Source organism: Streptomyces sp. NPDC025618, assembly GCF_055558795.1.
Map to the genome: position 1 here is coordinate 37,926 of NZ_JBVHLW010000035.1, position 22,001 is coordinate 59,926.

Consider the following 22,001-nt stretch of genomic DNA (forward strand, 5'->3'; position numbering starts at 1 on the left):
GGAGTAGTTTGTCAGCCTTCCCCGTCCGGGTGGCCTCCGGCGGCCGCCGGCAGCCCCGCGCAGGCGTCGCCGACCGGCTGCGTCAGCCAGCCGAAGCCGCCCAGCCCCGCCGGTGCCAGCAGTTCGGCCGCCTCGCCGGCCGCGCCCAGCGCCCGTACGTAACCGGCCGGGTCGGACGACGCGAGCGACAGCGGGGGACGGCCGCCGTCGACGCCGAGGGCGCGCAGGGCCTCGCGCTGGGTCAGCAGCGAACTGCCCGGACCCGCGCACGCGTCCAGGGCGACGTGCGCGGTGATGTCGCACGAACCGTCCGGCACCGGCCGCACCTCACGCCCCTCCCGGAAGCCGGTCAGCGTCCCGAACGGCGGCCGGGCGGCGCGCCGGTGCGCGTAGTCCACGGCGACCGCCAGCCCGGAGCGCAGGCTGCCCACCGCTCGCGCCCAGGCGGCGTCGCGCGGCAGGCCGATCTCCGCCCGGCTGCCGGGCGGCGCGCCGTCGAGCGGCCACCAGCGGGCCAGCCAGTCGGCGTCGGCGCCGGTCACCGGCTCGCCGAGGAGCTCCTCGCCGTCCTCCTGGACGAGCACCTGGCGCGCGATGCCCTCCGCGTCCGTCTCGGCGACGTCGACCGGCACGTTGTCGAGCCATTCGTTGGCGAAAAGCAGTCCGTCCACGCCTTCGGGGAGCTCACTCAGCCAGGTGATGCGCGCGTCGATCCCCGGGGGGCGCTCGGCGCGCTCTACGGCGTACGGACGCAGTCGCGCGCCCAGCTCGGGCGCGGTGTGCGCGAGCACCGCGGTGAGCAGTTCGCCCCGGCCCGCGCCGACGTCCGTGAACGCCAGCTCGGCCGGGTGCCCCAGCGCCTCGTCGACGCGTCGCAGCAGTTCCGCCACCGCCCCGGCGAAGAGCGGGGAGGCGTGCACCGACGTACGGAAGTGCCCGGCGGGACCCTCGGGGCGCAGGTAGAAGCCGTTCGGGCCGTAGAGGGCGGCCTCGGTGGCGGCCCGCCACGTTGTTGTTCCGCTTGCCATACGCACACGCTATGCGCCCTTGGGCAGCACACCGCCTCCACCTTGGGGAGTAGGCGGGGCGTCGTCGGATCGATCGTCCGGTTGACCCCGGCACGTACGCGACATGCCTACGCTGGGTGACGTGCAGCGCCTCTACGACTTTCTCCGCAGGCACCCGACGGGTGTGGACAGCTTCTGGGCCGTCCTGCTGCTCGGCCTCAGTCTGATCACCATCGCCGAGGGGTCGACCGGGGCCGGCCACGCGTCGGGCCTGGTCAAGGGGGTCGTCGCGGTCGCGCTGTGCGCGGTGATCGCGCTGCGCAGGCGCTGGCCGGAGAAGATGCTGCTGCTGGCGACGGCGGTCGGGCTGGCCCAGCTCGCCTTCGACACCGGGCAGAACCTCGCCGACTTCGCGCTGCTCGTGATCATCTACACGGTGGCGTCCGGCAACACCCGCTGGGCGTCCCGCTACGCGCTGATCGGCGGCCTGATCGCGCCGACGCTCGCCAACCTGCGCTGGGCCGACCCCGACCAGACGATGACCACCAGCGTCATAGGGACGGTCTTCATCACCGTTCCGTTCGTCCTGGCCTGGGTGCTCGGCGACTCGATGCGCACCCGCCGGGCGTACTGGGCGCAGCTGGAGGAGCGGGCCACGCGGCTGGAGAAGGAGCGCGAGCAGCAGTCGCGGATGGCGGTGGTCGCGGAGCGGGCGCGGATCGCGCGGGAGCTGCACGACGTCGTCGCGCACAACGTCTCGGTGATGGTGGTTCAGGCCGACGGCGCAGCCTATGTCCTGGACGCCTCGCCCGAGCAGGCCAAGCAGGCCCTGGAGACCATCTCGGGCACCGGGCGCCAGGCGCTCGCCGAGATGCGCCGGCTGCTGGGTGTACTGCGCACGGAGGAGGGCGGTGGGGGCGGCGAGTACGTACCGCAGCCCGACGTGGAGCAGATCGGCGACCTCGTGGAGCAGGTGCGCGGCGCGGGGCTGCCGGTGGAGTTCCAGGTCGAGGGCGCGCCGCGGCCGCTGCCGAGCGGTGTGGAGCTGACCGCGTACCGCATCGTGCAGGAAGCGCTCACCAACACCCGCAAGCACGGCGGTCCGGACGCGGGCGCGAGCGTGCGCTTGACCTACTTCGACGACGGGCTCGGCCTGCTGGTCGAGGACGACGGCCGGGGCGCGCAGCAGGAGCTGTACGAGGCGGGGGGTGCCGATGGCATGGGGCACGGCCTGATCGGCATGCGTGAGCGGGTCGGGATGGTCGGCGGCACCCTGGACGCCGGGCCGCGGCCGGGCGGCGGCTTCCGGATCAGCGTGCTGCTGCCGATCAAGCCCGGCGGCCGCTGATCCGCCGGGTGCCGTTCGTGGGACGTGCCGTTCGCGGGACGCCCGGCGATCACATGCTGATCAAGACTGATCGAAAACCGTCAGCGCTGGCAGACTTGATGAACACCTAGGAAAGGGACCACGCATGTCGATCCGCGTGATGCTCGTCGACGACCAGGTGCTCCTGCGCACCGGCTTCCGCATGGTGCTGGCGGCCCAGCCCGACATGGACGTCGTCGCCGAGGCCGGGGACGGCGCGGAGGCCCTGGAGGTGCTGGCCGGGACCGAGGTGGACGTCGTCCTGATGGACGTGCGCATGCCGCGCCTGGACGGCGTGGAGGCGACCCGCCGCATCTGCGCGCAGGAGAACCCGCCGAAGGTGCTCATCCTGACCACCTTCGACCTGGACGAATACGCCTTCTCCGCGCTGAAGGTCGGCGCGAGCGGCTTCATGCTCAAGGACGTGCCCCCGGCCGAACTGCTGGGCGCCATCCGGGCCGTGCACAGCGGGGACGCGGTGGTCGCGCCCAGTACGACCCGCAGACTGCTGGACCGTTTCACCCCCATGCTGCCCAGCACGGGCAACGAACCCACGAGCGCCGAGCTGAGCAGGCTCACCGAGCGGGAGCGCGAGGTGATGCTGCTGGTGGCGCAGGGGCTGTCCAACGGCGAGATCGCGGGACGGCTGGTGCTCTCCGAGGCCACCGTGAAGACCCATGTGGGCCGGATCCTCACCAAGCTGGGGCTGCGCGACCGGGTCCAGGTCGTGGTGCTCGCGTACGAGAGCGGGCTCGTGCGGGCGGGCGGGGGAGCGGCGCAGTAGGGCTCCGGGAGCCGGTCACGTGGACACCACGGTCCGCACCGCCTGGCGGAAGTCGTCCGTCCCCGGATGCGTCGGCTGGGCGGGCCGGGCGAGATAGACAGTGGCCGCCGGGGCGTCGGTGACGGGGACGTAGCGCACCCCGGGGTGCGCGTGGCTCTCCCGCGTGCCCGCCGCCGCGAGGCCGACCGCCTGCCCCGCGGCGACGGCGGTCAGCCATTCGTCGACATTGCGCACCTCCGTCGTACGGCGCGGACGCAGCGCGGCCGGCCAGAGCTCGGCACCCGCGGTGCCGGTCTCCGGGCAGACCACGAGCGTGTCGACGCGGAGCTCGGCCAGGGTGACGGCGGCTTCGCCCGCGAGCGGGTGGTCGTCGGGCAGCGCGGCGACGCGCTCCTCCAGATAGAGCGCCTCGGCGTGGATGCGGGGGTCCGTGGGCAGGACCCGCAGGATCGCCACGTCGACCTCGCGGGTGGCGAGCCCGGCCGTGCGGTTGTCCATCCGGCGCAGCTCCAGCGGGATGTGCGGATGGTCCCGGTGCCAGGAACGCAGCAGCGGCACGGTGAGCTCACCGAGGACGGCGCAGTTGTACCCCAGCCGCAGCGGACGGGAGACGGCCGCCGCGTCGGCGAGCGCGGCGTCCATGTGGGCGAGGATCGCCCGGCCGTGCTCCAGCAGGGTCCGGCCGGACGGTGTGAGGGCCAGGCGGCGGGACGAGCGGTCCACGAGCCGGACCCCCACGCGCTGTTCGAGCTGGGCGAGCGTGCGGGACAGGGCGGGCTGGGTCAGGTGCAGACGCGCCGCCGCCGCGGTGACGGTGCCTTCGTCGGCGATGGCGACCAGGGCCTTGAGGTGACGCAGTTCCACATCCATGCGTGCGGAGCATAGTCGCTGCGCAGAAGGCATTTCCGGGTGAGGGAAGGGCTGATTAGCGTCGGAGTCGTTCCTGTTGCTTCTCGCGAATTCCTGGACGGTCAGCATGAAGATTCTCCTCGTCGGAGCCTCCGGCACCCTGGGCGGCGCGGTCCGCACGGCACTGGCAGGGCGCGGCCATGACGTGATCACCGTCGGCCGCACGGGCGGCGACGTGATCTGCGACATCACCGACCCCGGGGCCGTCGGCCGGCTCTACGAGCGGGTGGCGGGCGGGAGCGGGCTGGACGCGGTCGTGTGCGCGGCGGGCGACGCCGTCTTCAAGCCGCTGGGCGAGCTGACCGCCGACGACTTCGCCGCCTCCTTCCGGGGCAAGGCGCTGAGCCAGATCGAGCTCGTCCGGCAGGGCTCCCGGCATCTGTCCGCGACCGGGTCCTTCACCCTGATCAGCGGCGTCCTGACCCACGAGCCGATCCTCGCGGGGGCGGCAGCCTCCGCGGCGAACGGCGCGGTCGAGGCGTTCGTCCGCGCGGCCGCGATAGAGCTCCCGCCGCAGCGGATCAACGCCGTCAGCCCGACCGTGGTCACCGAGTCCCTCGACGCGTACGGAGCGTTCTTCCCCGGCATGGAGTCCGTACCGCTCAGCCGCGTCGCGAACGCGTACGTCCGCTCGGTCGAGGGCCGCCAGACGGGGCAGGTCTACGAGGTGGTCTAGGTACTCCGGCGGGGCGCGGTTCTCGCGAGGCGTGGGCTCCGGCCGGGTGCGGGTCCGGGCGATCTCTCCGGAGGCCGCCCCGCCGTCACCGGAGCACCGTCTCCAGGAAGTCGCTCCCCAAGCGCGCCACCGTCGTCAGGTCCAGCTGATGCAGGACGTACCTGCCGCGCCGCCGCGTGCTCAGCAGACCCGCCTTCTTCATCACGGCTATGTGCCGCGACACCTCGGGCGGCGTCAGGTCGTACGCGGCGGCCAGCTCGCCCGTGGTGTGGGGGCCGCGCGAGAGGGTGCGGCACAGCCGCATCCGGACCGGGTGGGCGAGGGCCTCCAGCCGCTGCTGCACCAGGTGCGGGGCCGTGGGCTGGGGAAGCTCGGTGGCGGTCACCGGGTACTGGATGACCGGCTGCCAGCCGGCCCGGTGGATGGCGAAGAGGTGCGGCCAGCCGAAGGCGGTCGGCAGGAACGTCACCCCCTGCCCGTACGCGGCGGTCGTCCGCCCGCTCGCCAGCTTGTCGACGACGATGCGCGACCCGTCCTCGCTGAGCGAGACAGCGGGGGAGACCGCGGTGAGGGCTTCCCCGAGGCCCTTGTGCCGGAGGAGGTCCGCCTTGTGCCGGGCGTCGGTGGCGAGCTGCACCCGGACCCGCTGCCAGTTGTCACCGAAGAACGCCTGCTCGCAGTCCTCGAAGAGGCGCCGCAGCCAGGCGCGCAGCACATCGGGGGTCTCCAGCATCCGCTGTGCGAAGGCCGCCTGCCGCGGTCCGCGGGCCGCCGAGAGCTCAAGGACCCGTGCCCGCTGCCCGGAGTCCACCAGCGGCGAGGGCCAGCCCTTCTCGTAGCCGGTGGTGCAGGTGACCTCGAAGGCCGCGGAGGTGAACGTCTCGTCGTCCATCCGGTCGAGGTCGTCGAGCTCCTCGGCGAGCGTGGCCCGGGGGACGGCGGGGAGCAGGATGTCCGAACGCGTGGAGCGCCACAGGAAGTCCGCCTCGGTCAGCCGGTCCGCGAGGTCGGGCTTGAGCGAGGAGGCGGTCGTGGTGGCCCAGGCGTGCAGCCCCGGGTGGTGACCGGGCTCGGCCAGCGCGTGCAGCATCGCGCCCAGCTCGGCCAGGGGCGACGGGCAGAACTGGATGCGCTCGAGCGGCAGTCCGGTGATGTCGATGTCCACGCTCATGTGCTCATCGTGCCTCTCTTTTCGCAGGTCGGACCGTCGATTGACGGTCCTCGTCAATCGACGCGCCAGTCGCTTCGCAACCGGCGCAGGGTGGTGTCATGAACGCCACTCAGCAGCACATGCTCGACCTCTACCGCACTGCTCAGCATCAGGAGCCCGCCCCGCCCGCCCCGGGCGACGGCCAGCTCCAGGCCCTCCGTGAATTCCGCACCTGGAGGGACTTCCGGGCCGTCGTCGACGAGCGCGCCGCGGCCCGCCGCGCCCGCTGGAACTCCCTGCTCTCCTTCCTGCGCCTCCCCTCCTTCCGCGCCTCCCTCCGCCCGGGATCGCGCACTTCTGCGCAGCCGGCCTCCCGCGTCACCGCCCGTCCCGCGGCGGAGGTCCGCACCGCCGAGCCCGCCTCACCCTGCGTCTCCGGTGCCTGCCGGAACCCGGGCCAGGAAGGCACCGACCGCCTCGACGACCGCCTCGGGCGTCCAGCTCAGTGCTGACGAGGCGACGGTGACCTCGGTGAACGACAGACCGGGCACGTCGGAGGGCGACCAGCCGCGGAACACGCTCGTGCGCGTCTCCTCCGCCATCGACACCCCGGCCTCGTCCAGCACCCCGGCCGGATACGGCAGCCACACCCGGAACTGGTGGGTGTGCGGCACCCGGGGGCCGACCCGGAACCACGGCACCCCCGCCGCCCGGAATCCCTTCTCCAGCGCCGCCGCCACGACCGCGGCGTGTGCCACGTACGACGGGAGCCGGGGCAGCTCACGCTCCAGCCCGGTCAGCGCCGCGAGCGCGGCGGGCCACTGCTGGAAGATCTCTCCGCCGTACCGGTGCCGCCACGCCTTCGCCTCCTCCACCAACTCGGCCGGCCCCGCCAGCGCGGCCCCCGATATGCCGCCGAGCGATTTGTAGAAGGACACGTAGACCGAGTCCGCCAGGGCCGCCACCTCGGCCAGGCCCACCCCGAAGTGGCTCGCGCACTCCCACAGCCGCGCGCCGTCGAAGTGGACCACCGCGTCCCGCTCGCGAGCCGCCTCCACCACGGCCGTGAGCTCCTCCCACGTCGGCAGGAGGAAGCCCGCCTCCCGCAACGGCAGTTCGAGCACCAGCGTCCCGAAGGGTTCGTCGAGATCACGGACCTCCACGGCCGTCGGCGGCCGGGGGCCGCCCCCGAGACGGACCGCGCGCAGGCCGCTGACCTGTGCGTACGCCGCGCGCTCGGACGTCTCCAGGTGGGACATCGGGTGCAGCGCCACGACCGGGCTGCCGGTGCGCCCGGCCCAGCAGCGCAGGGCCACCTGCTGCGCCATCGTGCCGGTCGGGAAGAACGCCGCCGCCTCCGTCCCCAGCAGCTCCGCGACCCTGCGCTCCAGCTCGCCGACGATCCCGTCGCCGTACATATCCACCGGCCCGTCCAGGCCGCACCCGGCGGGGGCCTCCGCGGCCAGCGCCGCCAGCCGCTCGGCGACCGTCAGCAGCGGGGGGCCCGACGAGAGGACCCGCTCGGCTCCCCGCACGGCCGCGACCCTGCGCGCCCGGTCCACGGCCTCCCCGCGGGCTGGTCTCTCCTCAGGCTCTTCTCGCGTCGTCATCCCGCTCCCCTCCTCGGTCCCGTCGCCGGTCATGAGCCCGAGCCGTGGCCTGTGCCATGAGCTGAGCGATCACCGGGCGGTGTCCCTAGCCGTGCCGGGGCCCTGACCCGAGCCGTAGTCCGAGCCCTGCCCCGAGCTGTGACCCGAGCCGTGCCCCGGGTCATGACCCGATGATGACCCACTCCCGGAGCACCGCCCGAGTTATCCACAGGCTGGTTGTCCACAGGGCTGGGGACGCCCGGAAGAGGCCGCCCACACTCGCGTAGCATGACGAAGGAATCGTCCGGTACCCGCCCCTGGCCTGCGGCATGGGGGACCCCAGGACTGGAACGGAAGGCCATCGCCGCGTGAACGCACAATCCATCCCGCAGCACCCGAGCCCACAGGACCGGCCCGCCCGGCTCACCGTCGGCGTCGTCGGCGCGGGCCGTGTCGGCCCCTCGCTGGCCGCCGCGCTGCGGCTCGCCGGGCACCGCCCGGTCGCCGCCTCCGGTGTCTCGGACGCCTCCGTGCGCCGAGCCGCCGAGCTGCTCCCCGGGGTGCCCCTCGTCCCGCCCACCGAGGTGCTCGCGCGGGCGGAGCTGGTGCTGCTCACCGTGCCCGACGACGCCCTCCCCGGGCTGATCGCCGGGCTCGCCGAGACCGGCGCCATCCGTCCCGGCCAGCTCATCGTGCACACCTCGGGCCGCCACGGCACGGCCGTCCTCGACCCGGCGCGCCGGGCCGGGGCCCTGCCGCTCGCCCTGCACCCCGCCATGACCTTCACCGGCACCCAGGTGGACGTGGAGCGCCTCGCGGGCTGCTCCTTCGGCGTGACCGCGCCCGACGAGCTGCGGCTCGCCGCGGAGGCCCTGGTCATCGAGATGGGCGGTGAGCCCGAGTGGATAGCGGAGAGCGCCCGCCCCCTCTACCACGCGGCCCTCGCCATGGGCTCGAACCACCTGGTCACCCTGGTCGCCCAGGCCATGGATCTGCTGCGCACCGCGGGCGTCGCCGCCCCCGACCGCATGCTCGGCCCCCTGCTCGGCGCCGCGCTCGACAACGTCCTGCGCAGCGGCGACGCCGCCCTCACCGGCCCGGTGGCCCGCGGTGACGCGGGCACCGTCGCCGCCCACATCGCGGAGCTGCGCACCCACGCGCCCCAGGCCGTCGCCGGATATCTGGCCATGGCCCGCACCACCGCCGACCGCGCCCTCGCGCACGGCCTGCTCAAGCCGGAACTGGCGGAGGACCTGCTCGGCGTCCTCGCGGACGGAGGCAACGAATGACCACCCGGCTCACCCGCACGGCCAAGGAGCTGCACGGCCTGCCCCACGAGGGCCGACGGGCCGTCGTGATGACGATGGGCGCCCTCCACGAGGGCCACGCCACCCTGGTCCGCACCGCCCGAGAGCTCGTGGGGCCCGGCGGCCAGGTCGTCGTCACCGTCTTCGTCAACCCCCTTCAGTTCGGCGCGGGTGAAGATCTCGACCGTTATCCGCGCACCCTCGACGCCGACCTCGTCCTCGCCGAGGAGGCCGGTGCCGACGCCGTCTTCGCCCCGGCTGTCGAGGAGGTCTACCCCGGCGGTGAGCCCCAGGTGCGGATCACGGCGGGGCCCATGGGCGAGCGCCTCGAAGGCGCCTTCCGCCCCGGCCACTTCGACGGCATGCTCACCGTCGTCGCCAAGCTCCTCCACCTCACCCAGCCCGACGTCGCGCTCTACGGACAGAAGGACGCCCAGCAGCTCGCGCTCATCCGCCGCATGGTCCGCGACCTCAACTTCCCCGTGGAGATCGTCGGCGTCCCCACCGTCCGCGAGGACGACAACCTCGCCCTCTCCAGCCGCAACCGCTATCTCTCCGCGGCCGACCGGGCCTCCGCCCTGGAGATATCCCGCGCCCTGCTGACCGCCGGGGCGGCCGCGCCCCAGGGCCCCGACGCCGTCCGTGACGCCGCCCGCGCCGTCCTCGACGAAGCGGCCCGTGAACAGCCGCCGGTCGTCCTCGACTATCTGGCGCTCGTCGACCCCGCGGACTTCACCGAGGTCACCGACGGCCACAGCGGCGAAGCCGTCCTGGCCGTCGCAGCCAAGGTGGGCACCACCCGCCTCATCGACAACATCACCCTGACCTTCACGGGAACCGGAGCACAGCGATGACCGGCATACGGCTGCACGCACCCCTGCCCGGCTGGTCCGTCGACGCCGATGTGGTCGTCGTCGGATCCGGCGTCGCGGGGCTCACCGTCGCGCTGCGCTGCGCCGCCGCCGGGGCCGATGTCACCGTCGTCACCAAGGCACGCCTCGACGACGGCTCCACCCGCTGGGCGCAGGGCGGTATCGCCGCCGCGCTCGGTGACGGCGACACCCCCGAGCAGCACCTCGACGACACCCTCGTCGCCGGCGCCGGACTGTGCTCCGAGGAGGCCGTCCGCACGCTGGTCGGCGAGGGCCCCGACGCGGTGCGCCGCCTCATCGCCACCGGCGCCCTCTTCGACACCGACGGCACCACCGGCGAGATCCTGCTGACCCGTGAGGGCGGCCACCACCGCAGCCGCATCGCGCACGCCGGCGGTGACGCCACCGGCGCCGAGATCTCCCGCGCCCTGGTCGAGGCCGTCCGCGCCGCCGGTATCAAGACCGTGGAGAACGCCCTCGTCCTCGACCTCCTGAAGGATGCCGACGGCCGCGCCGCCGGGGTCACCCTGCACGTCATGGGCGAGGGCTGTCACGACGGCGTCGGCGCGGTGCGCGCCAAGGCGGTCGTGCTGGCCACCGGCGGCATGGGCCAGGTCTTCTCCGCGACCACCAACCCCGCCGTCTCCACCGGCGACGGCGTCGCCCTCGCCCTGCGCGCCGGGGCGGAGGTCTCCGACCTGGAGTTCGTCCAGTTCCACCCGACCGTCCTGTGGCTCGGCCCCGACGCGGAAGGGCAGCAGCCCCTGGTGTCCGAGGCGGTCCGCGGCGAGGGCGCGTATCTCGTCGACGCCGACGGCCACCGCTTCATGGTCGGCGCCCACGAGCTGGCCGAGCTGGCCCCGCGCGACATCGTCGCCAAGGGCATCACGCGCCGCATGCAGGAGCTCGGCGCCGCGCACATGTACCTCGACGCCCGGCACTTCGGCGCGAAGATGTGGGCGCACCGCTTCCCCACCATCCTCGCCGCCTGCCGCGCCCACGGCATCGACCCGGTGACCGAGCCGATCCCGGTCGCGCCCGCCGCGCACTACGCCTCCGGCGGCGTCCGCACCGACCTGCGCGGCCGTACGACGGTGCCGGGGCTCTACGCCTGCGGCGAGGTCGCCTGCACGGGTGTCCACGGCGCCAACCGCCTCGCCTCCAACTCCCTCCTGGAGGGCCTGGTCTTCGCCGAGCGCATCGCCGCGGACATCACTTCGGACGCCACCGCCGCCCCCGGCGAGCCCGTCACGGCCGACCGGCCGGCCACGCCCCTCCTCGCCCCCGAGGCCCGCTTCGCGATCCAGCGCATCATGACCGCGGGCGCCGGAGTGCTGCGTTCCGCCGAGAGCCTGGAGCGCGCCGCGGCCGATCTGGACCGGCTGCTCGCCGAGGCCGTCACCGCGCTGGAGACGGACGGGAAGACCGCCGAGCCCGGCACCGAGAGCTGGGAGGCCACCAACCTCCTGCTCGTCGCCCGCGTCCTGGTCGCCGCCGCCCTGCGCCGCGAGGAGACCCGCGGCTGCCACTGGCGCGAGGATTTCCCCGACCGCGCCGATGCCACCTGGCGCCGCCACCTCCTGGTCACCATGCGCCCCGACCGTACGCTTGCGGTCTCCCGCACGGACTCCGCGGCCTTCCCCGCGGTGTCCACCGCAGCAGTCCCGCCCGTCACTCCCGCCGTTCCCAAGGAGACACCGTGAGCACCACCGACGACCTTCCCCTGCGCCAGATCGGTCTGTCCGAGGAGGAAGCCGTGGCAGGAGACTGCGGCGACGGCTGTGGCTGCGGCGAGACGTTCGAGGCGGACGCCATGGAGTGCGGCCTCGACCCCGCGCTCGCCGAGCTGCTCGCGGGCGCCGGCCTCGACCCGCTCCAGGTCGAGGACATCGCCCACCTCGCCATCGAGGAGGACCTCGACGGCGGCGAGGACATCACGACGGTCGCGACCATCCCCGAGGACGCCGTCGCCACCGGTGACTTCACCGCCCGCGAGGACGGCACCGTCGCCGGTCTGCGCATCGCCGAGGCGATCCTCTCGGTCGTCTGCACCGACGAGTTCGAGGTCGAGCGGCACGTCGAGGACGGCGACCGGGTGTCGGCCGGCCAGAAGCTGCTGACCGTGCGCACCCGCACCCGCGACCTGCTCACCGCCGAGCGCAGCGCGCTCAATCTCCTGTGCCGCCTGTCCGGCATCGCCACCGTCACCCGCGAGTGGGCCGACATCCTCAAGGGCACCAAGGCCGCCGTCCGCGACACCCGCAAGACCACGGTCGGCCTGCGCGCCCTGGAGAAGTACGCGGTGCGCTGCGGCGACGGCGTCAACCACCGCATGGCGCTGTCCGACGCCGCGCTCATCAAGGACAACCACGTGGTCGCCGCCGGTGGCGTCGCGGCCGCCTTCCGGGCCGTCCGCGAGCGCTTCCCCGAGGTGCCGATCGAGGTCGAGGTCGACAGGCTCGACCAGATCCCGCCGGTCCTCGCCGAGGGCGCCGACCTGATCCTGCTCGACAACTTCACCGTCGAGCAGACCCGCGAGGCGGTCGAACTCGTCGCGGGCCGCGCCATGCTGGAGTCCTCCGGCCGCCTCACGCTCGTCAACGCCCGCGCGTACGCCGAGACCGGTGTCGACTATCTCGCGGTCGGCGCGCTCACCCACTCCTCCCCGATCCTCGACATCGGCCTGGACCTCCGGGAGGAGACCGCCTGATGCTGCTCACCATCGATGTCGGCAACACCCACACCGTCCTCGGCCTGTTCGACGGCGAGGACATCGTCGAGCACTGGCGGGTCTCGACCGACGCCCGCCGCACCGCCGACGAACTGGCCGTCCTGCTCCAGGGCCTGATGGGCATGCACCCGCTGCTGGGCGAGGAGCTGGGTGACGGCATCGACGGCATCGCGATCTGTTCCACGGTCCCCGCCGTCCTGCACGAGCTCCGCGAGGTCACCCGCCGCTATTACGGCGATGTGCCCGCGGTCCTGGTCGAGCCGGGCGTCAAGACCGGCGTGCCGATCCTGATGGACAACCCCAAGGAGGTCGGCGCCGACCGCATCGTCAACGCCGTGGCGGCCGTCGAGCTGTACGGCGGCCCGTGCGTCGTCGTCGACTTCGGCACCGCGACCACCTTCGACGCGGTCAGCGCGCGCGGGGAGTACGCGGGCGGGGTGATCGCCCCCGGGATCGAGATCTCCGTGGAGGCGCTGGGCGTCAAGGGCGCCCAGCTCCGCAAGATCGAGCTGGCCCGCCCGCGCAGCGTCATCGGCAAGAACACGGTCGAGGCCATGCAGTCCGGCATCCTCTACGGCTTCGCGGGCCAGGTCGACGGCGTCGTCGCCCGGATGGCCCGGGAGCTGGCCGACGACCCGGAGGATGTCACCGTCATCGCCACCGGCGGCCTCTCGCCGCTGGTGCTCGGTGAGGCGACGGTCATCGACGAGCACGAGCCCTGGCTCACGCTCATCGGCCTGCGCCTGGTCTACGAACGCAATGTCGCCCGCGCCTAGCGCCCGGCCCGGTACGGTCAGGGCCGCGGCGCGTCCGTAGGGAATGCTTCCGCGGGCGCAACCGGGGGACCGCTCCAACTGTCCTGTCAGCTGCGGGACATCATCATGCACAAGATGGGCGTGGAGCGTATGCGCAGGAAGCGGACAGTGGGACGGCTCGCGGCCGCCGCCGCGGTGGCGGCGGCCGGACTGGGCCCGGCCGTCGTTCCGGCATGCGCCGAAGAGCGGCCGCGCGCCGACTACCAAGCCGTCGCCCATCCCGTCGTGGGCCGCGTCGGCCAGACCGTCCAGGTCGAACTGGGCGTCAGGAACGGCGGCCCCGGCCCCGCTCCGGCCCAGGGCGGCCACGGCACGGGTACGTACGAGGTGATCCCGCCCGCCGGGACCACCATCACCGCGGCACGCCCGCCGCAGGGCGGCGGCAGGCAGCCGTGCGTGGCGAAGGCGGCGCCCGCCGGCCCGGCCGCGTACGTCTGCGCGATCGGCGAGGACTTCCCCGCGGGCGATCTGCGGACGCTGAGCTTCCAGGTGCGCATCGACAGGAAGGTCGCGGGCGCGGAGGGCCGGGTCCAGGTCCTCGACCATGACGGGGGGCCGGCGCCCGACCCGGACCCGGCCAACGACTCGGCCCCGATCCTCGTCGAGATCCTGGACCCTGCCCCCGCCCCGGTCCGCCCGGAGGACCCGGGCACCAACGGCACCCTCCTCATCGCCACCACGTCGGGCACGGCCCTGTCGGCGGGAGCGATAGCGGTGGGTGTCTCCCGTCGGCGCCAACGCTGACGCACCCTCAAGAATGCTTCAGGCCCGGCCCGTCGGGCGCCTACGGCCCGGCACCGGTTCATACATAACGGCATAAAATGCCCGTGCCACGCCCAAAGCGCACAGATCATACAATTTTGTCCGCTTAGCACTTAAAGTCAGCCCATGCCCACGCCCTATGGAACACGCGGCGGCATGGCGTTCAGCGCGGACGAACTGCGCGTGCTGCGCCGAGCCCTCGCCATCGCCCTCGACCCCCAGTCCGTGCACAGGAGCCCCGGCCCCGAGCGTGACGACGAGGTGCGGGAGTGCCTCCGGCTCGCGGAGGCCGTCGACGAGGCGGCTCACGAAGGCGGCCGGCTGCGCGCCTTCCTCCTCGCCGACCTCATCCGCTACCGCGCCGCACTGCCCGGGACCGCCGCCGGATACACCGAACGGCTCCAGAACGCCCTCTCGGCGGGCTACCAGCCCGACGCCGAGGACCTCTCGGCGCTGCGCAAGCTCTGCGCGGGGCCGTCCGGGGGTGCCGAGGCCGACCGCCGCCGCGCGCTGCTGCACCGCTGCGAGCACCTCGCCGAGCTCGGCGTGCGGGCGAGGCTGGCCGGCCGCGCGGTCACCGGCGCGGTGCCCATGTCACGGCCGGAGCCGCCCCGCGCTCGCCTGCTCGCCCTCGCGGGCGGCCGGGCGGCGGGCGGGACGGCGATCGCGGCGGGGCCCGCCGCGCCGGAGGCCCGGCCCGACCCGAAGCCCGCGCCGAAACCGGAGCAGAAGCCCGTCCCCGCGGCGCCCGCCCCGAAGGCCCCGAAGCCCGACCGCCCCATTCCCACCCCGGGCGAGGTCTTTCCCCCGCGCCGCAAGCCCGCCCCGCCGTCGGGGGCGGAGGTTTCCGACCCCCGGGCCCGGCCCGCCTGACGCGCGCGTAATCTGGACGGGTCGTTCAGCCAATCGCAGAATCCAGAACCAGAAGGAGCCGACGGCCATGGACTATGTCGCCGCGCTGGTCCCGCCCGTGGTGATGGCGGTCGCATTCATCGCGCTGATCGTGACGATCGTCAAGAGTCAGGGTGGCGAGAACAAGGCGAAGGAAGACGCCATCGTCGACGCCGCCATGGCCCGCGCCGGGAGTGCCGAGCAGGCGTCCTAGAGCGGCACCCCGACGGCGCTCCCGACTTCCCCCGAGGAGCCGGTCTGCCGTTTGGGCGCATCTCGCCCACGAGGGCGTACGGTCCGAGACTGCATTTCTCGGTCGTACGCCCTTTTTCTTGCCCTGATAAACCGGCATTCTAGACATCTCCCACTATTATTCGCGTGTGGTTCGACGCCTGGGTGATCTGGAAGACGCCGTGATGACGCGCGTGTGGGACTGGAACCGACCGGTCACCGTTCGAGAAGTGCTGGAAGACCTTCAGCAGGAACGGTCGATCGCCTACACAACGGTCATGACCGTAATGGACAACCTGTATCAGAAGGGCTGGGTCCGGCGGGAAGCCGAAGGCCGCGCCTATCGATATGAGGCGGTCTCCAACCGGGCCGCCTACTCGGCCGCACTGATGAACGAAGCGTGGTCCGTCAGTGACAACCCGGCGGCCGCACTCGTCGCCTTCTTCGGGATGATGTCGGCCGAACAACGCGAAGCACTCCGCGACGCCATCCACATCGTGCAACTCGACGGGCCCGCCGACGGCACGGGGGCTCCCGAGCGATAGCGTCCGGTCATGCCCGCACAATCAAAAGTCGTCACCGTCCGCCGCGCCCGGACCAGCGATGTTCCGGCGGTGCGCCGCCTCATCAACACGTACGTTCGTGAGCGGATCCTGCTCGACAAAGCCACGGTCACGCTTTACGAGGACATCCAGGAGTTCTGGGTGGCGGAGCGGGACGAGGACGGCGAGGTCGTCGGCTGTGGTGCGCTCCACGTGATGTGGGAAGACCTCGCGGAGGTGCGCACTCTCGCCGTGGACCCGGCCGTCAAGGGCGGTGGAGTGGGTCACGCGGTACTGGGCAAGCTCCTCCAGACGGCCCGTTGGCTCGGCGTCCGGCGCATTTTCTGTCTCACCTTCGAAGTGGACTTCTTCGCGAAGCACGGCTTCGTGGAGATCGGTGAGACACCGGTCGACGGGGATGTCTACAGCGAGCTGCTGCGGTCCTATGACGAGGGCGTTGCCGAGTTCCTGGGTCTCGAACGGGTGAAGCCGAACACCCTTGGCAACAGCCGGATGCTTCTGCATCTGTGATCGCGGTCCCTATGTCCGGATCGCGCCCCTATCCCAGACCTCCGGAAGGCATCGTTCCCACGTGGAAGGCGGGCTGAACCTTCCCGGGGGGTTTGTGTTTTTCAGAGAAAGGCGGTTTGCTATTCCTCCGTAATCCCATTTTCCACTGAAAGGATTCCCCGTGGCACAGAAGGTTCAGGTCCTTCTTGTTGATGACCTCGACGGTGGCGAGGCGGACGAGACCGTGACGTTCGCGCTCGATGGCAAGTCCTACGAGATCGACCTCACCGCTGCCAACGCGGACAAGCTGCGCGGGGCGCTCGCGGACTACGTGAAGTCCGCCCGTCGCACCGGCGGCCGTTCCGCGGGCGCCCGTGGCAAGGCGCGTACCGCCGTCACCGGTGGTGGCAGCCCCGACACCGCGAAGATCCGCGCGTGGGCCAAGAAGAACGGCTACAGCGTCAACGACCGCGGCCGTGTCCCCGCCGACATCCGTGAGGCGTACGAGAAGGCCAACGGCTGATCTCCCGTCGGACGCGTGCGCGCTTCCCCGGCGCGCAGCAACCGGGCCCGGTGGCACTCCGTCGCCGCCGCGCTCACGAGCCGTACGAGATCGGGGGCGCCCCCATCGCCCCCGAGGCCGGTCACCGGCAGCGTCGGCTCCACCTCGCTCCCCGGCTCGGGAGGCCGTACCCATACGGCCTTCCCCGTGCCGAGCGCCCCGACGTGCCCGCGGCCCTCGCCGGCGGGCACGGGCGCGACCATCCGGCCGCCCGAACCCAGCGCGGTCAGATCCAGGGCCACCCCGCCCCACTCCAGCCAGTCGAGCAGCCCCGGCAGCTCTTCCGCGCTGCCGGCGGCGATCAGGAACCGTAGCCTCCGCGCTCGCTCGTCGAGCGCGACGGGCCCGGTCCGGCCCACCCGGGCGAGCACCGCGCGGCCGGCGTCCTGCGGCAGGTCGAGGACGTCGAAGCGCACCCCGGTCAGCAACTCCAGGGGTTCCGCACCGGTGGTGGGCCAGCTCAGCTCGTGCTCGTACCAGCGGCGTGCCTGGCACCATGGAGATGCGGGGCCGCGGTGACGCGGGAGGGCGACGCTCATACGCGGTGCAACTGAGAAGCACCCAAGAGGTTACGCAGGGTTGGTAGTTGGGCACGCTCCGTATAAGGGGCAAGGGGCGCACGGAGGCTCCGGAAGGCGCGAGGTTGTTCGCCCGTAGCTGAGGAGCGAGGGCCGCGCCGCATGGACCCGCGGTGCGTACGGGTAAGACATTCCCAGTGGGAAAGAGGCGGTACAGCAGCGGTCGGGGCCCGTCACCGGGGCGGTGCGGGCGAGCCGAGCGGGCGTGTCGGGCCGGGGGTGCGTTCGCCATGGGCGTAGTGGTGGTGAGCGTATATGCCTGGCCTGCGGGAACATCGTCTCCCACCATCGGGTTGGAGGAGTTGTCGGCTGTTCGGCAGCAGGTTTCCCCGCCGACGCGGGGGTGATCCGGACGGATGTCGGCAGTTGGAATGAGCTGTCCCGTCCCGCGGGACTAGCATGCGGAAGGACAGGGAGGGGACCGACCCCTAACTGCCTGACCGCTCTGAGGAGCGATTAACGATGTTCGAGAGGTTCACCGACCGCGCGCGGCGGGTTGTCGTCCTGGCTCAGGAAGAAGCCCGGATGCTCAACCACAACTACATCGGCACCGAGCACATCCTCCTGGGCCTGATCCACGAGGGTGAGGGTGTCGCCGCTAAGGCCCTGGAGAGCCTCGGGATTTCGCTCGAGGCGGTCCGCCAGCAGGTGGAGGAGATCATCGGGCAGGGCCAGCAGGCCCCGTCCGGGCACATCCCCTTCACTCCCCGTGCCAAGAAGGTCCTGGAGCTGTCGCTCCGCGAGGCCCTCCAGCTCGGCCACAACTACATCGGTACGGAGCACATCCTGCTCGGCCTGATCCGGGAGGGCGAGGGAGTCGCCGCCCAGGTCCTGGTCAAGCTGGGCGCCGACCTGAACCGGGTCCGGCAGCAGGTCATCCAGCTGCTCTCCGGCTACCAGGGCAAGGAGGCCGCCACCGCCGGCGGCCCGGCCGAGGGCACCCCCTCGACCTCGCTCGTCCTGGACCAGTTCGGCCGCAACCTGACGCAGGCAGCGCGCGAATCCAAGCTCGACCCGGTCATCGGGCGCGAGAAGGAGATCGAGCGGGTCATGCAGGTGCTCTCCCGCCGCACGAAGAACAACCCGGTCCTCATCGGCGAGCCCGGCGTCGGCAAGACGGCGGTCGTCGAGGGCCTGGCCCAGGCCATCGTCAAGGGCGAGGTGCCCGAGACCCTCAAGGACAAGCACCTCTACACCCTCGACCTCGGCGCCCTGGTCGCCGGCTCCCGCTACCGCGGTGACTTCGAGGAGCGCCTGAAGAAGGTCCTCAAGGAGATCCGCACCCGCGGCGACATCATCCTGTTCATCGACGAGCTCCACACCCTCGTGGGTGCGGGCGCCGCCGAGGGCGCGATCGACGCCGCCAGCATCCTCAAGCCGATGCTGGCCCGCGGTGAGCTCCAGACCATCGGTGCCACCACGCTCGACGAGTACCGCAAGCACCTGGAGAAGGACGCGGCCCTCGAGCGCCGCTTCCAGCCCATCCAGGTCGCGGAGCCGTCGCTGCCGCACACCATCGAGATCCTCAAGGGCCTGCGCGACCGCTACGAGGCCCACCACCGGGTCTCCATCACGGACGAGGCGCTGGTCCAGGCCGCCACCCTGGCCGACCGCTACATCTCCGACCGCTTCCTGCCGGACAAGGCGATCGACCTGATCGACGAGGCCGGATCCCGGATGCGCATCCGCCGGATGACCGCGCCGCCGGACCTCCGCGAGTTCGACGAGAAGATCGCCGACGTGCGCCGGGACAAGGAGTCCGCGATCGACTCGCAGGACTTCGAGAAGGCCGCCTCCCTGCGCGACAAGGAGAAGCAGCTCCTCGCCGCGAAGACCAAGCGGGAGAAGGAGTGGAAGGCCGGCGACATGGACGTCGTCGCCGAGGTCGACGGCGACCTGATCGCCGAGGTCCTGGCCACGGCCACCGGCATCCCGGTCTTCAAGCTGACCGAGGAGGAGTCCTCCCGCCTGCTGCGCATGGAGGACGAGCTGCACAAGCGCGTCATCGGCCAGAAGGACGCCATCAAGGCGCTCTCCCAGGCCATCCGGCGCACGCGTGCGGGCCTCAAGGACCCGAAGCGCCCCGGCGGCTCGTTCATCTTCGCGGGCCCGTCCGGCGTCGGTAAGACGGAGCTGTCCAAGACGCTCGCCGAATTCCTCTTCGGCGACGAGGACGCGCTGATCTCCCTCGACATGTCGGAGTTCAGCGAGAAGCACACCGTTTCCCGGCTCTTCGGCTCCCCGCCCGGATACGTGGGTTACGAAGAGGGCGGTCAGCTCACCGAGAAGGTGCGCCGCAAGCCGTTCTCCGTGGTCCTCTTCGACGAGGTCGAGAAGGCCCACCCGGATATCTTCAACTCGCTGCTCCAGATCCTGGAGGACGGTCGCCTGACCGATTCCCAGGGCCGCGTGGTCGACTTCAAGAACACCGTCATCATCATGACGACCAACCTGGGCACCCGGGACATCTCCAAGGGCTTCAACCTGGGCTTCGCCGCCCAGGGTGACGTCAAGACCGGGTACGAGCGGATGAAGGCGAAGGTCAACGAAGAGCTCAAGCAGCACTTCCGGCCCGAGTTCCTCAACCGCGTCGACGACACGGTCGTCTTCCACCAGCTCACCGAGGAAGACATCATCCAGATCGTCGACCTCATGATCGCCAAGGTGGACGAGCGGCTGAAGGACCGCGACATGGGCATCGAGCTCAGCTCGGAGGCCAAGTCGCTGCTGGCGAAGAAGGGCTACGACCCGATCCTGGGCGCCCGCCCGCTGCGCCGCACGATCCAGCGCGAGATCGAGGACATCCTCTCGGAGAAGATCCTCTTCGGCGAGCTCCGCCCCGGCCACATCGTGGTCGTCGGCACCGAGGGCGAGGGTGAGGAGAAGAAGTTCACCTTCCGCGGCGAGGAGAAGTCGGCCCTGCCCGACACCCCGCCGATCGAGTCCGCCGCCGGTGGCGCGGGCCCGAACCTCTCCAAGGACGCATAAGGCGCCCCGGTAACAGCCGGAAAGGCCGGCCCGGAACCGTACGGTTCCGGGTCGGCCTTTTGCGTTTCCTCCGGTGAAATCCGCGCCCGGGAATTGACGGTCAGGGCTCCGCGGGACCGAATCGGGACACGCCTCCGGGGCGCTCGTTGCCCACCCGCAGGTTCCCGCCCGTGCGGGCGTCCTTCGGCGTGAGGGTGAACGAGACCCGGTGGGTGCGCGTCGAGCCGCGGGACGCCTCCGCGTCCGCGCTGACGACCCATGCCTTCACACCGCCCGAGCCCTTGAGGTCCCTGCGGATCTCCACGCTGAACTCCATGGCGATCGGGCCGACGTCGAAGACGATGTCCTGGCCCGTGCCGCGCGCCGCGGCCGTCGTGAGGCCGTCACGGACGGCCTGCACGGCGTCCGCCAGCTCGATGTCGTCGATCTCGGAGTGGTGCGAATCGCTGAGCATGGCGGCGCCCCCGGCGTGTGCGGCCCGTTGTCTGCTGGCGTACGGGAGCGTACCGCCGGGGCGCGGACTTCGGTCCCGGAACGGCGGAGGTCATAGGTCCCGGCCCGGTGACAAGCCGCACAGGGCGAATTCCGGCTACTACCCGCATTAGCGGGCGGACAGGCTCCACAAAAGCGTGATTTTCCCCGTGAAGGCCCAGGGGTAGGGACCAAATGCCTTCGCCCCGGATACGAAATCCGCTAGTAGAAGGCGCCCTTGGCTGCCCGGCAATTGCGGGTTACCAAGGTATGGCGATCCCGGTCAGCGGCCGGGACCCATTCATGCCTGGAGGTATTTCTTGATGTCGAAGCACACCGCTTTCCGTATCGCGAGCACGTCCGCCCTGCGCTCCCGCGCCGCCGTGGTGGCGGCCGGGCTCGGCGCCTCGCTCGCCCTCGGAACCGGTGTGGCGCTCGCGGCGGACACCTCCACCACCCAGGAGCAGGTCCCGGCGTTCGCGTCCGTGGTGGCGCTGGGCGGCGCCCTGCACGCCCAGGCCGAGACCCAGCTGAAGACCATGGCCAAGGAGCAGGCCGCGCAGGCCAAGGCCAAGCAGGACGCCGAGAAGCGCGCCGAGGACGCCCGCAAGGCCGCCGAGGCATCGCGCAAGCGCGCCGACGCCTGGGTCGCGCCCGTGGACGGCTACCAGATCGGCCAGCCCTTCGGGATCTCCGGCAATATGTGGGCCAGCAAGCACAGCGGCCAGGACCTCGTCGTGAACAGCGGCACGTCCGTGAAGGCCGTGCACGGCGGCACGGTCGTGAAGGCGGGCCCCAACGGCGGCGGCGACGGCCCGGCGTACGGCAACGCCATCGTGATCAAGCACGACGACAACACCTACTCGCAGTACGCCCACCTGTCGCAGGTCAAGGTGCACGTCGGGCAGGCCGTCACGACCGGCCAGGAGATCGGCCTCTCCGGTTCCACCGGCAACTCCTCCGGCCCCCACCTGCACTTCGAGATCCGCACGACCCCGGACTACGGCACCGCCGTCGAGCCCCGCGCCTTCCTGAGCGCCCACGGCGAGAACCTCTGACGAAACCGCGGGTCAGAGGGTGCGCGGGGGTCGTTGTCAGACCCTCGTGCCAGCATTTTCCTATGCGGCCGACGCAACTGAACGCGGCTCCTGACCCGGCGCACGACTGGCGGGGGGGGGGGGGGGGGGGGGGGGGGGGGGGGGGGGGGGGGGGGGGGGGGGGGGGGGGGGGGGGGGGGGGGGGGGGGGGGGGGGGGGGGGG

Annotated in this window: 23 protein-coding genes; 17 read left to right on the forward strand and 6 right to left on the reverse strand. The window is 72.1% G+C overall.

The genetic code is table 11. The features are described 5' to 3' along the window. Window positions 1-11: 11 nt before the first annotated feature. Entirely contained in the window at window positions 12-1,028 is a 1,017-nt protein-coding gene (locus ACZ4A5_RS24960; protein ID WP_467588369.1) for an SAM-dependent methyltransferase, read from the reverse strand. A gap of 121 nt (window positions 1,029-1,149) precedes the next feature. Here ACZ4A5_RS24960 and ACZ4A5_RS24965 point away from each other — a divergent pair, with 121 nt between their 5' ends. Both ACZ4A5_RS24965 and ACZ4A5_RS24970 read left to right on the forward strand, forming a co-directional pair. Beyond that, window positions 1,150-2,355 carry a sensor histidine kinase gene (locus ACZ4A5_RS24965; protein WP_467588436.1) on the forward strand — a complete coding sequence of 402 codons (1,206 nt, stop codon included), beginning with the start codon at window positions 1,150-1,152 and terminating at the stop codon, window positions 2,353-2,355. A gap of 124 nt (window positions 2,356-2,479) precedes the next feature. Beyond that, a complete protein-coding gene (locus ACZ4A5_RS24970) occupies window positions 2,480-3,157 on the forward strand; it encodes a response regulator (RefSeq protein ID WP_467588373.1) in 678 nt (225 codons plus the stop codon). Between the two features lie 15 nt (window positions 3,158-3,172). Here the strand turns inward: ACZ4A5_RS24970 and ACZ4A5_RS24975 are convergent, their stop codons facing one another. Next, on the reverse strand, window positions 3,173-4,027 hold the full coding sequence (locus tag ACZ4A5_RS24975; protein WP_467588378.1) for a LysR family transcriptional regulator: 855 nt from the start codon (window positions 4,025-4,027) through the stop codon (window positions 3,173-3,175). A 106-nt stretch (window positions 4,028-4,133) separates the two neighbouring features. Here ACZ4A5_RS24975 and ACZ4A5_RS24980 point away from each other — a divergent pair, with 106 nt between their 5' ends. After that, complete coding sequence (locus tag ACZ4A5_RS24980) at window positions 4,134-4,742, forward strand: short chain dehydrogenase (RefSeq protein WP_467588382.1); 609 nt, start codon at window positions 4,134-4,136, stop codon at window positions 4,740-4,742. An 85-nt stretch (window positions 4,743-4,827) separates the two neighbouring features. Here the strand turns inward: ACZ4A5_RS24980 and ACZ4A5_RS24985 are convergent, their stop codons facing one another. Beyond that, on the reverse strand, window positions 4,828-5,913 hold the full coding sequence (locus tag ACZ4A5_RS24985) for a DUF5937 family protein (protein ID WP_467588385.1): 1,086 nt from the start codon (window positions 5,911-5,913) through the stop codon (window positions 4,828-4,830). A 98-nt stretch (window positions 5,914-6,011) separates the two neighbouring features. Between ACZ4A5_RS24985 and ACZ4A5_RS24990 the strand changes: the two genes are divergently transcribed. Then, complete coding sequence (locus ACZ4A5_RS24990; protein WP_467588388.1) at window positions 6,012-6,404, forward strand: hypothetical protein; 393 nt, start codon at window positions 6,012-6,014, stop codon at window positions 6,402-6,404. On the opposite strand, the gene ACZ4A5_RS24995 is transcribed toward ACZ4A5_RS24990, so the two are convergent. Continuing rightward, window positions 6,315-7,502, reverse strand: coding sequence for a threonine aldolase family protein (locus ACZ4A5_RS24995; RefSeq protein ID WP_467588390.1), 1,188 nt, complete (start codon window positions 7,500-7,502; stop codon window positions 6,315-6,317). The two genes, ACZ4A5_RS24990 and ACZ4A5_RS24995, sit on opposite strands and share 90 nt — an antisense overlap. Window positions 7,503-7,849: 347 nt before the next feature. Between ACZ4A5_RS24995 and ACZ4A5_RS25000 the strand changes: the two genes are divergently transcribed. The 11 genes from ACZ4A5_RS25000 to ACZ4A5_RS25050 all read left to right on the forward strand — a co-directional run bounded on the left by ACZ4A5_RS25000 (window position 7,850) and on the right by ACZ4A5_RS25050 (window position 16,665). After that, complete coding sequence (locus ACZ4A5_RS25000; protein ID WP_467588392.1) at window positions 7,850-8,770, forward strand: Rossmann-like and DUF2520 domain-containing protein; 921 nt, start codon at window positions 7,850-7,852, stop codon at window positions 8,768-8,770. Then, on the forward strand, window positions 8,767-9,642 hold the full coding sequence (gene panC / locus ACZ4A5_RS25005) for a pantoate--beta-alanine ligase (protein ID WP_467588395.1): 876 nt from the start codon (window positions 8,767-8,769) through the stop codon (window positions 9,640-9,642). Before ACZ4A5_RS25000 ends, panC begins: the two co-directional genes overlap by 4 nt. Next, entirely contained in the window at window positions 9,639-11,363 is a 1,725-nt protein-coding gene (locus ACZ4A5_RS25010; protein WP_467588398.1) for an L-aspartate oxidase, read from the forward strand. The genes panC and ACZ4A5_RS25010 overlap by 4 nt, the downstream gene beginning before the upstream one ends. Then, window positions 11,360-12,370, forward strand: coding sequence for a carboxylating nicotinate-nucleotide diphosphorylase (gene nadC / locus ACZ4A5_RS25015; RefSeq protein WP_467588401.1), 1,011 nt, complete (start codon window positions 11,360-11,362; stop codon window positions 12,368-12,370). The genes ACZ4A5_RS25010 and nadC overlap by 4 nt, the downstream gene beginning before the upstream one ends. Next, on the forward strand, window positions 12,370-13,167 hold the full coding sequence (locus tag ACZ4A5_RS25020; RefSeq protein WP_467588404.1) for a type III pantothenate kinase: 798 nt from the start codon (window positions 12,370-12,372) through the stop codon (window positions 13,165-13,167). Before nadC ends, ACZ4A5_RS25020 begins: the two co-directional genes overlap by 1 nt. Before the next feature lie 114 nt (window positions 13,168-13,281). Beyond that, window positions 13,282-13,950 carry a hypothetical protein gene (locus tag ACZ4A5_RS25025; RefSeq protein WP_467588409.1) on the forward strand — a complete coding sequence of 223 codons (669 nt, stop codon included), beginning with the start codon at window positions 13,282-13,284 and terminating at the stop codon, window positions 13,948-13,950. A gap of 144 nt (window positions 13,951-14,094) precedes the next feature. Further along, window positions 14,095-14,841 carry a hypothetical protein gene (locus tag ACZ4A5_RS25030; RefSeq protein ID WP_467588412.1) on the forward strand — a complete coding sequence of 249 codons (747 nt, stop codon included), beginning with the start codon at window positions 14,095-14,097 and terminating at the stop codon, window positions 14,839-14,841. 67 nt (window positions 14,842-14,908) lie between these two features. Continuing rightward, window positions 14,909-15,073: a hypothetical protein gene (locus tag ACZ4A5_RS25035; protein WP_467588415.1), complete on the forward strand. Its 165-nt coding sequence runs from the start codon at window positions 14,909-14,911 to the stop codon at window positions 15,071-15,073. A gap of 166 nt (window positions 15,074-15,239) precedes the next feature. Further along, a complete protein-coding gene (locus ACZ4A5_RS25040) occupies window positions 15,240-15,635 on the forward strand; it encodes a BlaI/MecI/CopY family transcriptional regulator (RefSeq protein ID WP_467588418.1) in 396 nt (131 codons plus the stop codon). Between the two features lie 9 nt (window positions 15,636-15,644). Continuing rightward, window positions 15,645-16,163, forward strand: coding sequence for an amino-acid N-acetyltransferase (locus tag ACZ4A5_RS25045; RefSeq protein ID WP_361528670.1), 519 nt, complete (start codon window positions 15,645-15,647; stop codon window positions 16,161-16,163). 160 nt (window positions 16,164-16,323) lie between these two features. After that, complete coding sequence (locus tag ACZ4A5_RS25050; RefSeq protein ID WP_467588422.1) at window positions 16,324-16,665, forward strand: histone-like nucleoid-structuring protein Lsr2; 342 nt, start codon at window positions 16,324-16,326, stop codon at window positions 16,663-16,665. On the opposite strand, the gene ACZ4A5_RS25055 is transcribed toward ACZ4A5_RS25050, so the two are convergent. Beyond that, window positions 16,596-17,243 carry an SCO3374 family protein gene (locus ACZ4A5_RS25055; RefSeq protein WP_467588426.1) on the reverse strand — a complete coding sequence of 216 codons (648 nt, stop codon included), beginning with the start codon at window positions 17,241-17,243 and terminating at the stop codon, window positions 16,596-16,598. The two genes, ACZ4A5_RS25050 and ACZ4A5_RS25055, sit on opposite strands and share 70 nt — an antisense overlap. 501 nt (window positions 17,244-17,744) lie before the next feature. Between ACZ4A5_RS25055 and ACZ4A5_RS25060 the strand changes: the two genes are divergently transcribed. Beyond that, a complete protein-coding gene (locus tag ACZ4A5_RS25060) occupies window positions 17,745-20,270 on the forward strand; it encodes an ATP-dependent Clp protease ATP-binding subunit (protein ID WP_361528676.1) in 2,526 nt (841 codons plus the stop codon). Window positions 20,271-20,370: 100 nt separating this feature from the next. On the opposite strand, the gene ACZ4A5_RS25065 is transcribed toward ACZ4A5_RS25060, so the two are convergent. Then, window positions 20,371-20,724 (reverse strand): trypco2 family protein, encoded by a 354-nt coding sequence (locus ACZ4A5_RS25065; RefSeq protein WP_398873011.1) that lies wholly within the window; start codon window positions 20,722-20,724, stop codon window positions 20,371-20,373. A gap of 340 nt (window positions 20,725-21,064) precedes the next feature. Here ACZ4A5_RS25065 and ACZ4A5_RS25070 point away from each other — a divergent pair, with 340 nt between their 5' ends. Next, on the forward strand, window positions 21,065-21,799 hold the full coding sequence (locus tag ACZ4A5_RS25070; protein ID WP_467588429.1) for a M23 family metallopeptidase: 735 nt from the start codon (window positions 21,065-21,067) through the stop codon (window positions 21,797-21,799). Window positions 21,800-22,001 lie beyond the last annotated feature (202 nt).

Coding starts and splice junctions, on each gene's coding strand:
- ACZ4A5_RS24985 (WP_467588385.1), bottom strand. CDS start 5,913: ATGAGCGTGGACATCGACATCACCGGACTGCCGCTCGAGCGCATCCAG.
- ACZ4A5_RS24960 (WP_467588369.1), bottom strand. CDS start 1,028: ATGGCAAGCGGAACAACAACGTGGCGGGCCGCCACCGAGGCCGCCCTC.
- ACZ4A5_RS25030 (WP_467588412.1), top strand. CDS start 14,095: ATGCCCACGCCCTATGGAACACGCGGCGGCATGGCGTTCAGCGCGGAC.
- ACZ4A5_RS24980 (WP_467588382.1), top strand. CDS start 4,134: ATGAAGATTCTCCTCGTCGGAGCCTCCGGCACCCTGGGCGGCGCGGTC.
- ACZ4A5_RS24990 (WP_467588388.1), top strand. CDS start 6,012: ATGAACGCCACTCAGCAGCACATGCTCGACCTCTACCGCACTGCTCAG.
- ACZ4A5_RS25035 (WP_467588415.1), top strand. CDS start 14,909: ATGGACTATGTCGCCGCGCTGGTCCCGCCCGTGGTGATGGCGGTCGCA.
- ACZ4A5_RS24995 (WP_467588390.1), bottom strand. CDS start 7,502: ATGACGACGCGAGAAGAGCCTGAGGAGAGACCAGCCCGCGGGGAGGCC.
- ACZ4A5_RS25025 (WP_467588409.1), top strand. CDS start 13,282: ATGGGCGTGGAGCGTATGCGCAGGAAGCGGACAGTGGGACGGCTCGCG.
- ACZ4A5_RS25020 (WP_467588404.1), top strand. CDS start 12,370: ATGCTGCTCACCATCGATGTCGGCAACACCCACACCGTCCTCGGCCTG.
- ACZ4A5_RS25060 (WP_361528676.1), top strand. CDS start 17,745: ATGTTCGAGAGGTTCACCGACCGCGCGCGGCGGGTTGTCGTCCTGGCT.
- ACZ4A5_RS25065 (WP_398873011.1), bottom strand. CDS start 20,724: ATGCTCAGCGATTCGCACCACTCCGAGATCGACGACATCGAGCTGGCG.
- panC (WP_467588395.1), top strand. CDS start 8,767: ATGACCACCCGGCTCACCCGCACGGCCAAGGAGCTGCACGGCCTGCCC.
- ACZ4A5_RS25070 (WP_467588429.1), top strand. CDS start 21,065: ATGTCGAAGCACACCGCTTTCCGTATCGCGAGCACGTCCGCCCTGCGC.
- ACZ4A5_RS25010 (WP_467588398.1), top strand. CDS start 9,639: ATGACCGGCATACGGCTGCACGCACCCCTGCCCGGCTGGTCCGTCGAC.
- ACZ4A5_RS24975 (WP_467588378.1), bottom strand. CDS start 4,027: ATGGATGTGGAACTGCGTCACCTCAAGGCCCTGGTCGCCATCGCCGAC.
- ACZ4A5_RS25055 (WP_467588426.1), bottom strand. CDS start 17,243: ATGAGCGTCGCCCTCCCGCGTCACCGCGGCCCCGCATCTCCATGGTGC.
- ACZ4A5_RS25045 (WP_361528670.1), top strand. CDS start 15,645: ATGCCCGCACAATCAAAAGTCGTCACCGTCCGCCGCGCCCGGACCAGC.
- ACZ4A5_RS24970 (WP_467588373.1), top strand. CDS start 2,480: ATGTCGATCCGCGTGATGCTCGTCGACGACCAGGTGCTCCTGCGCACC.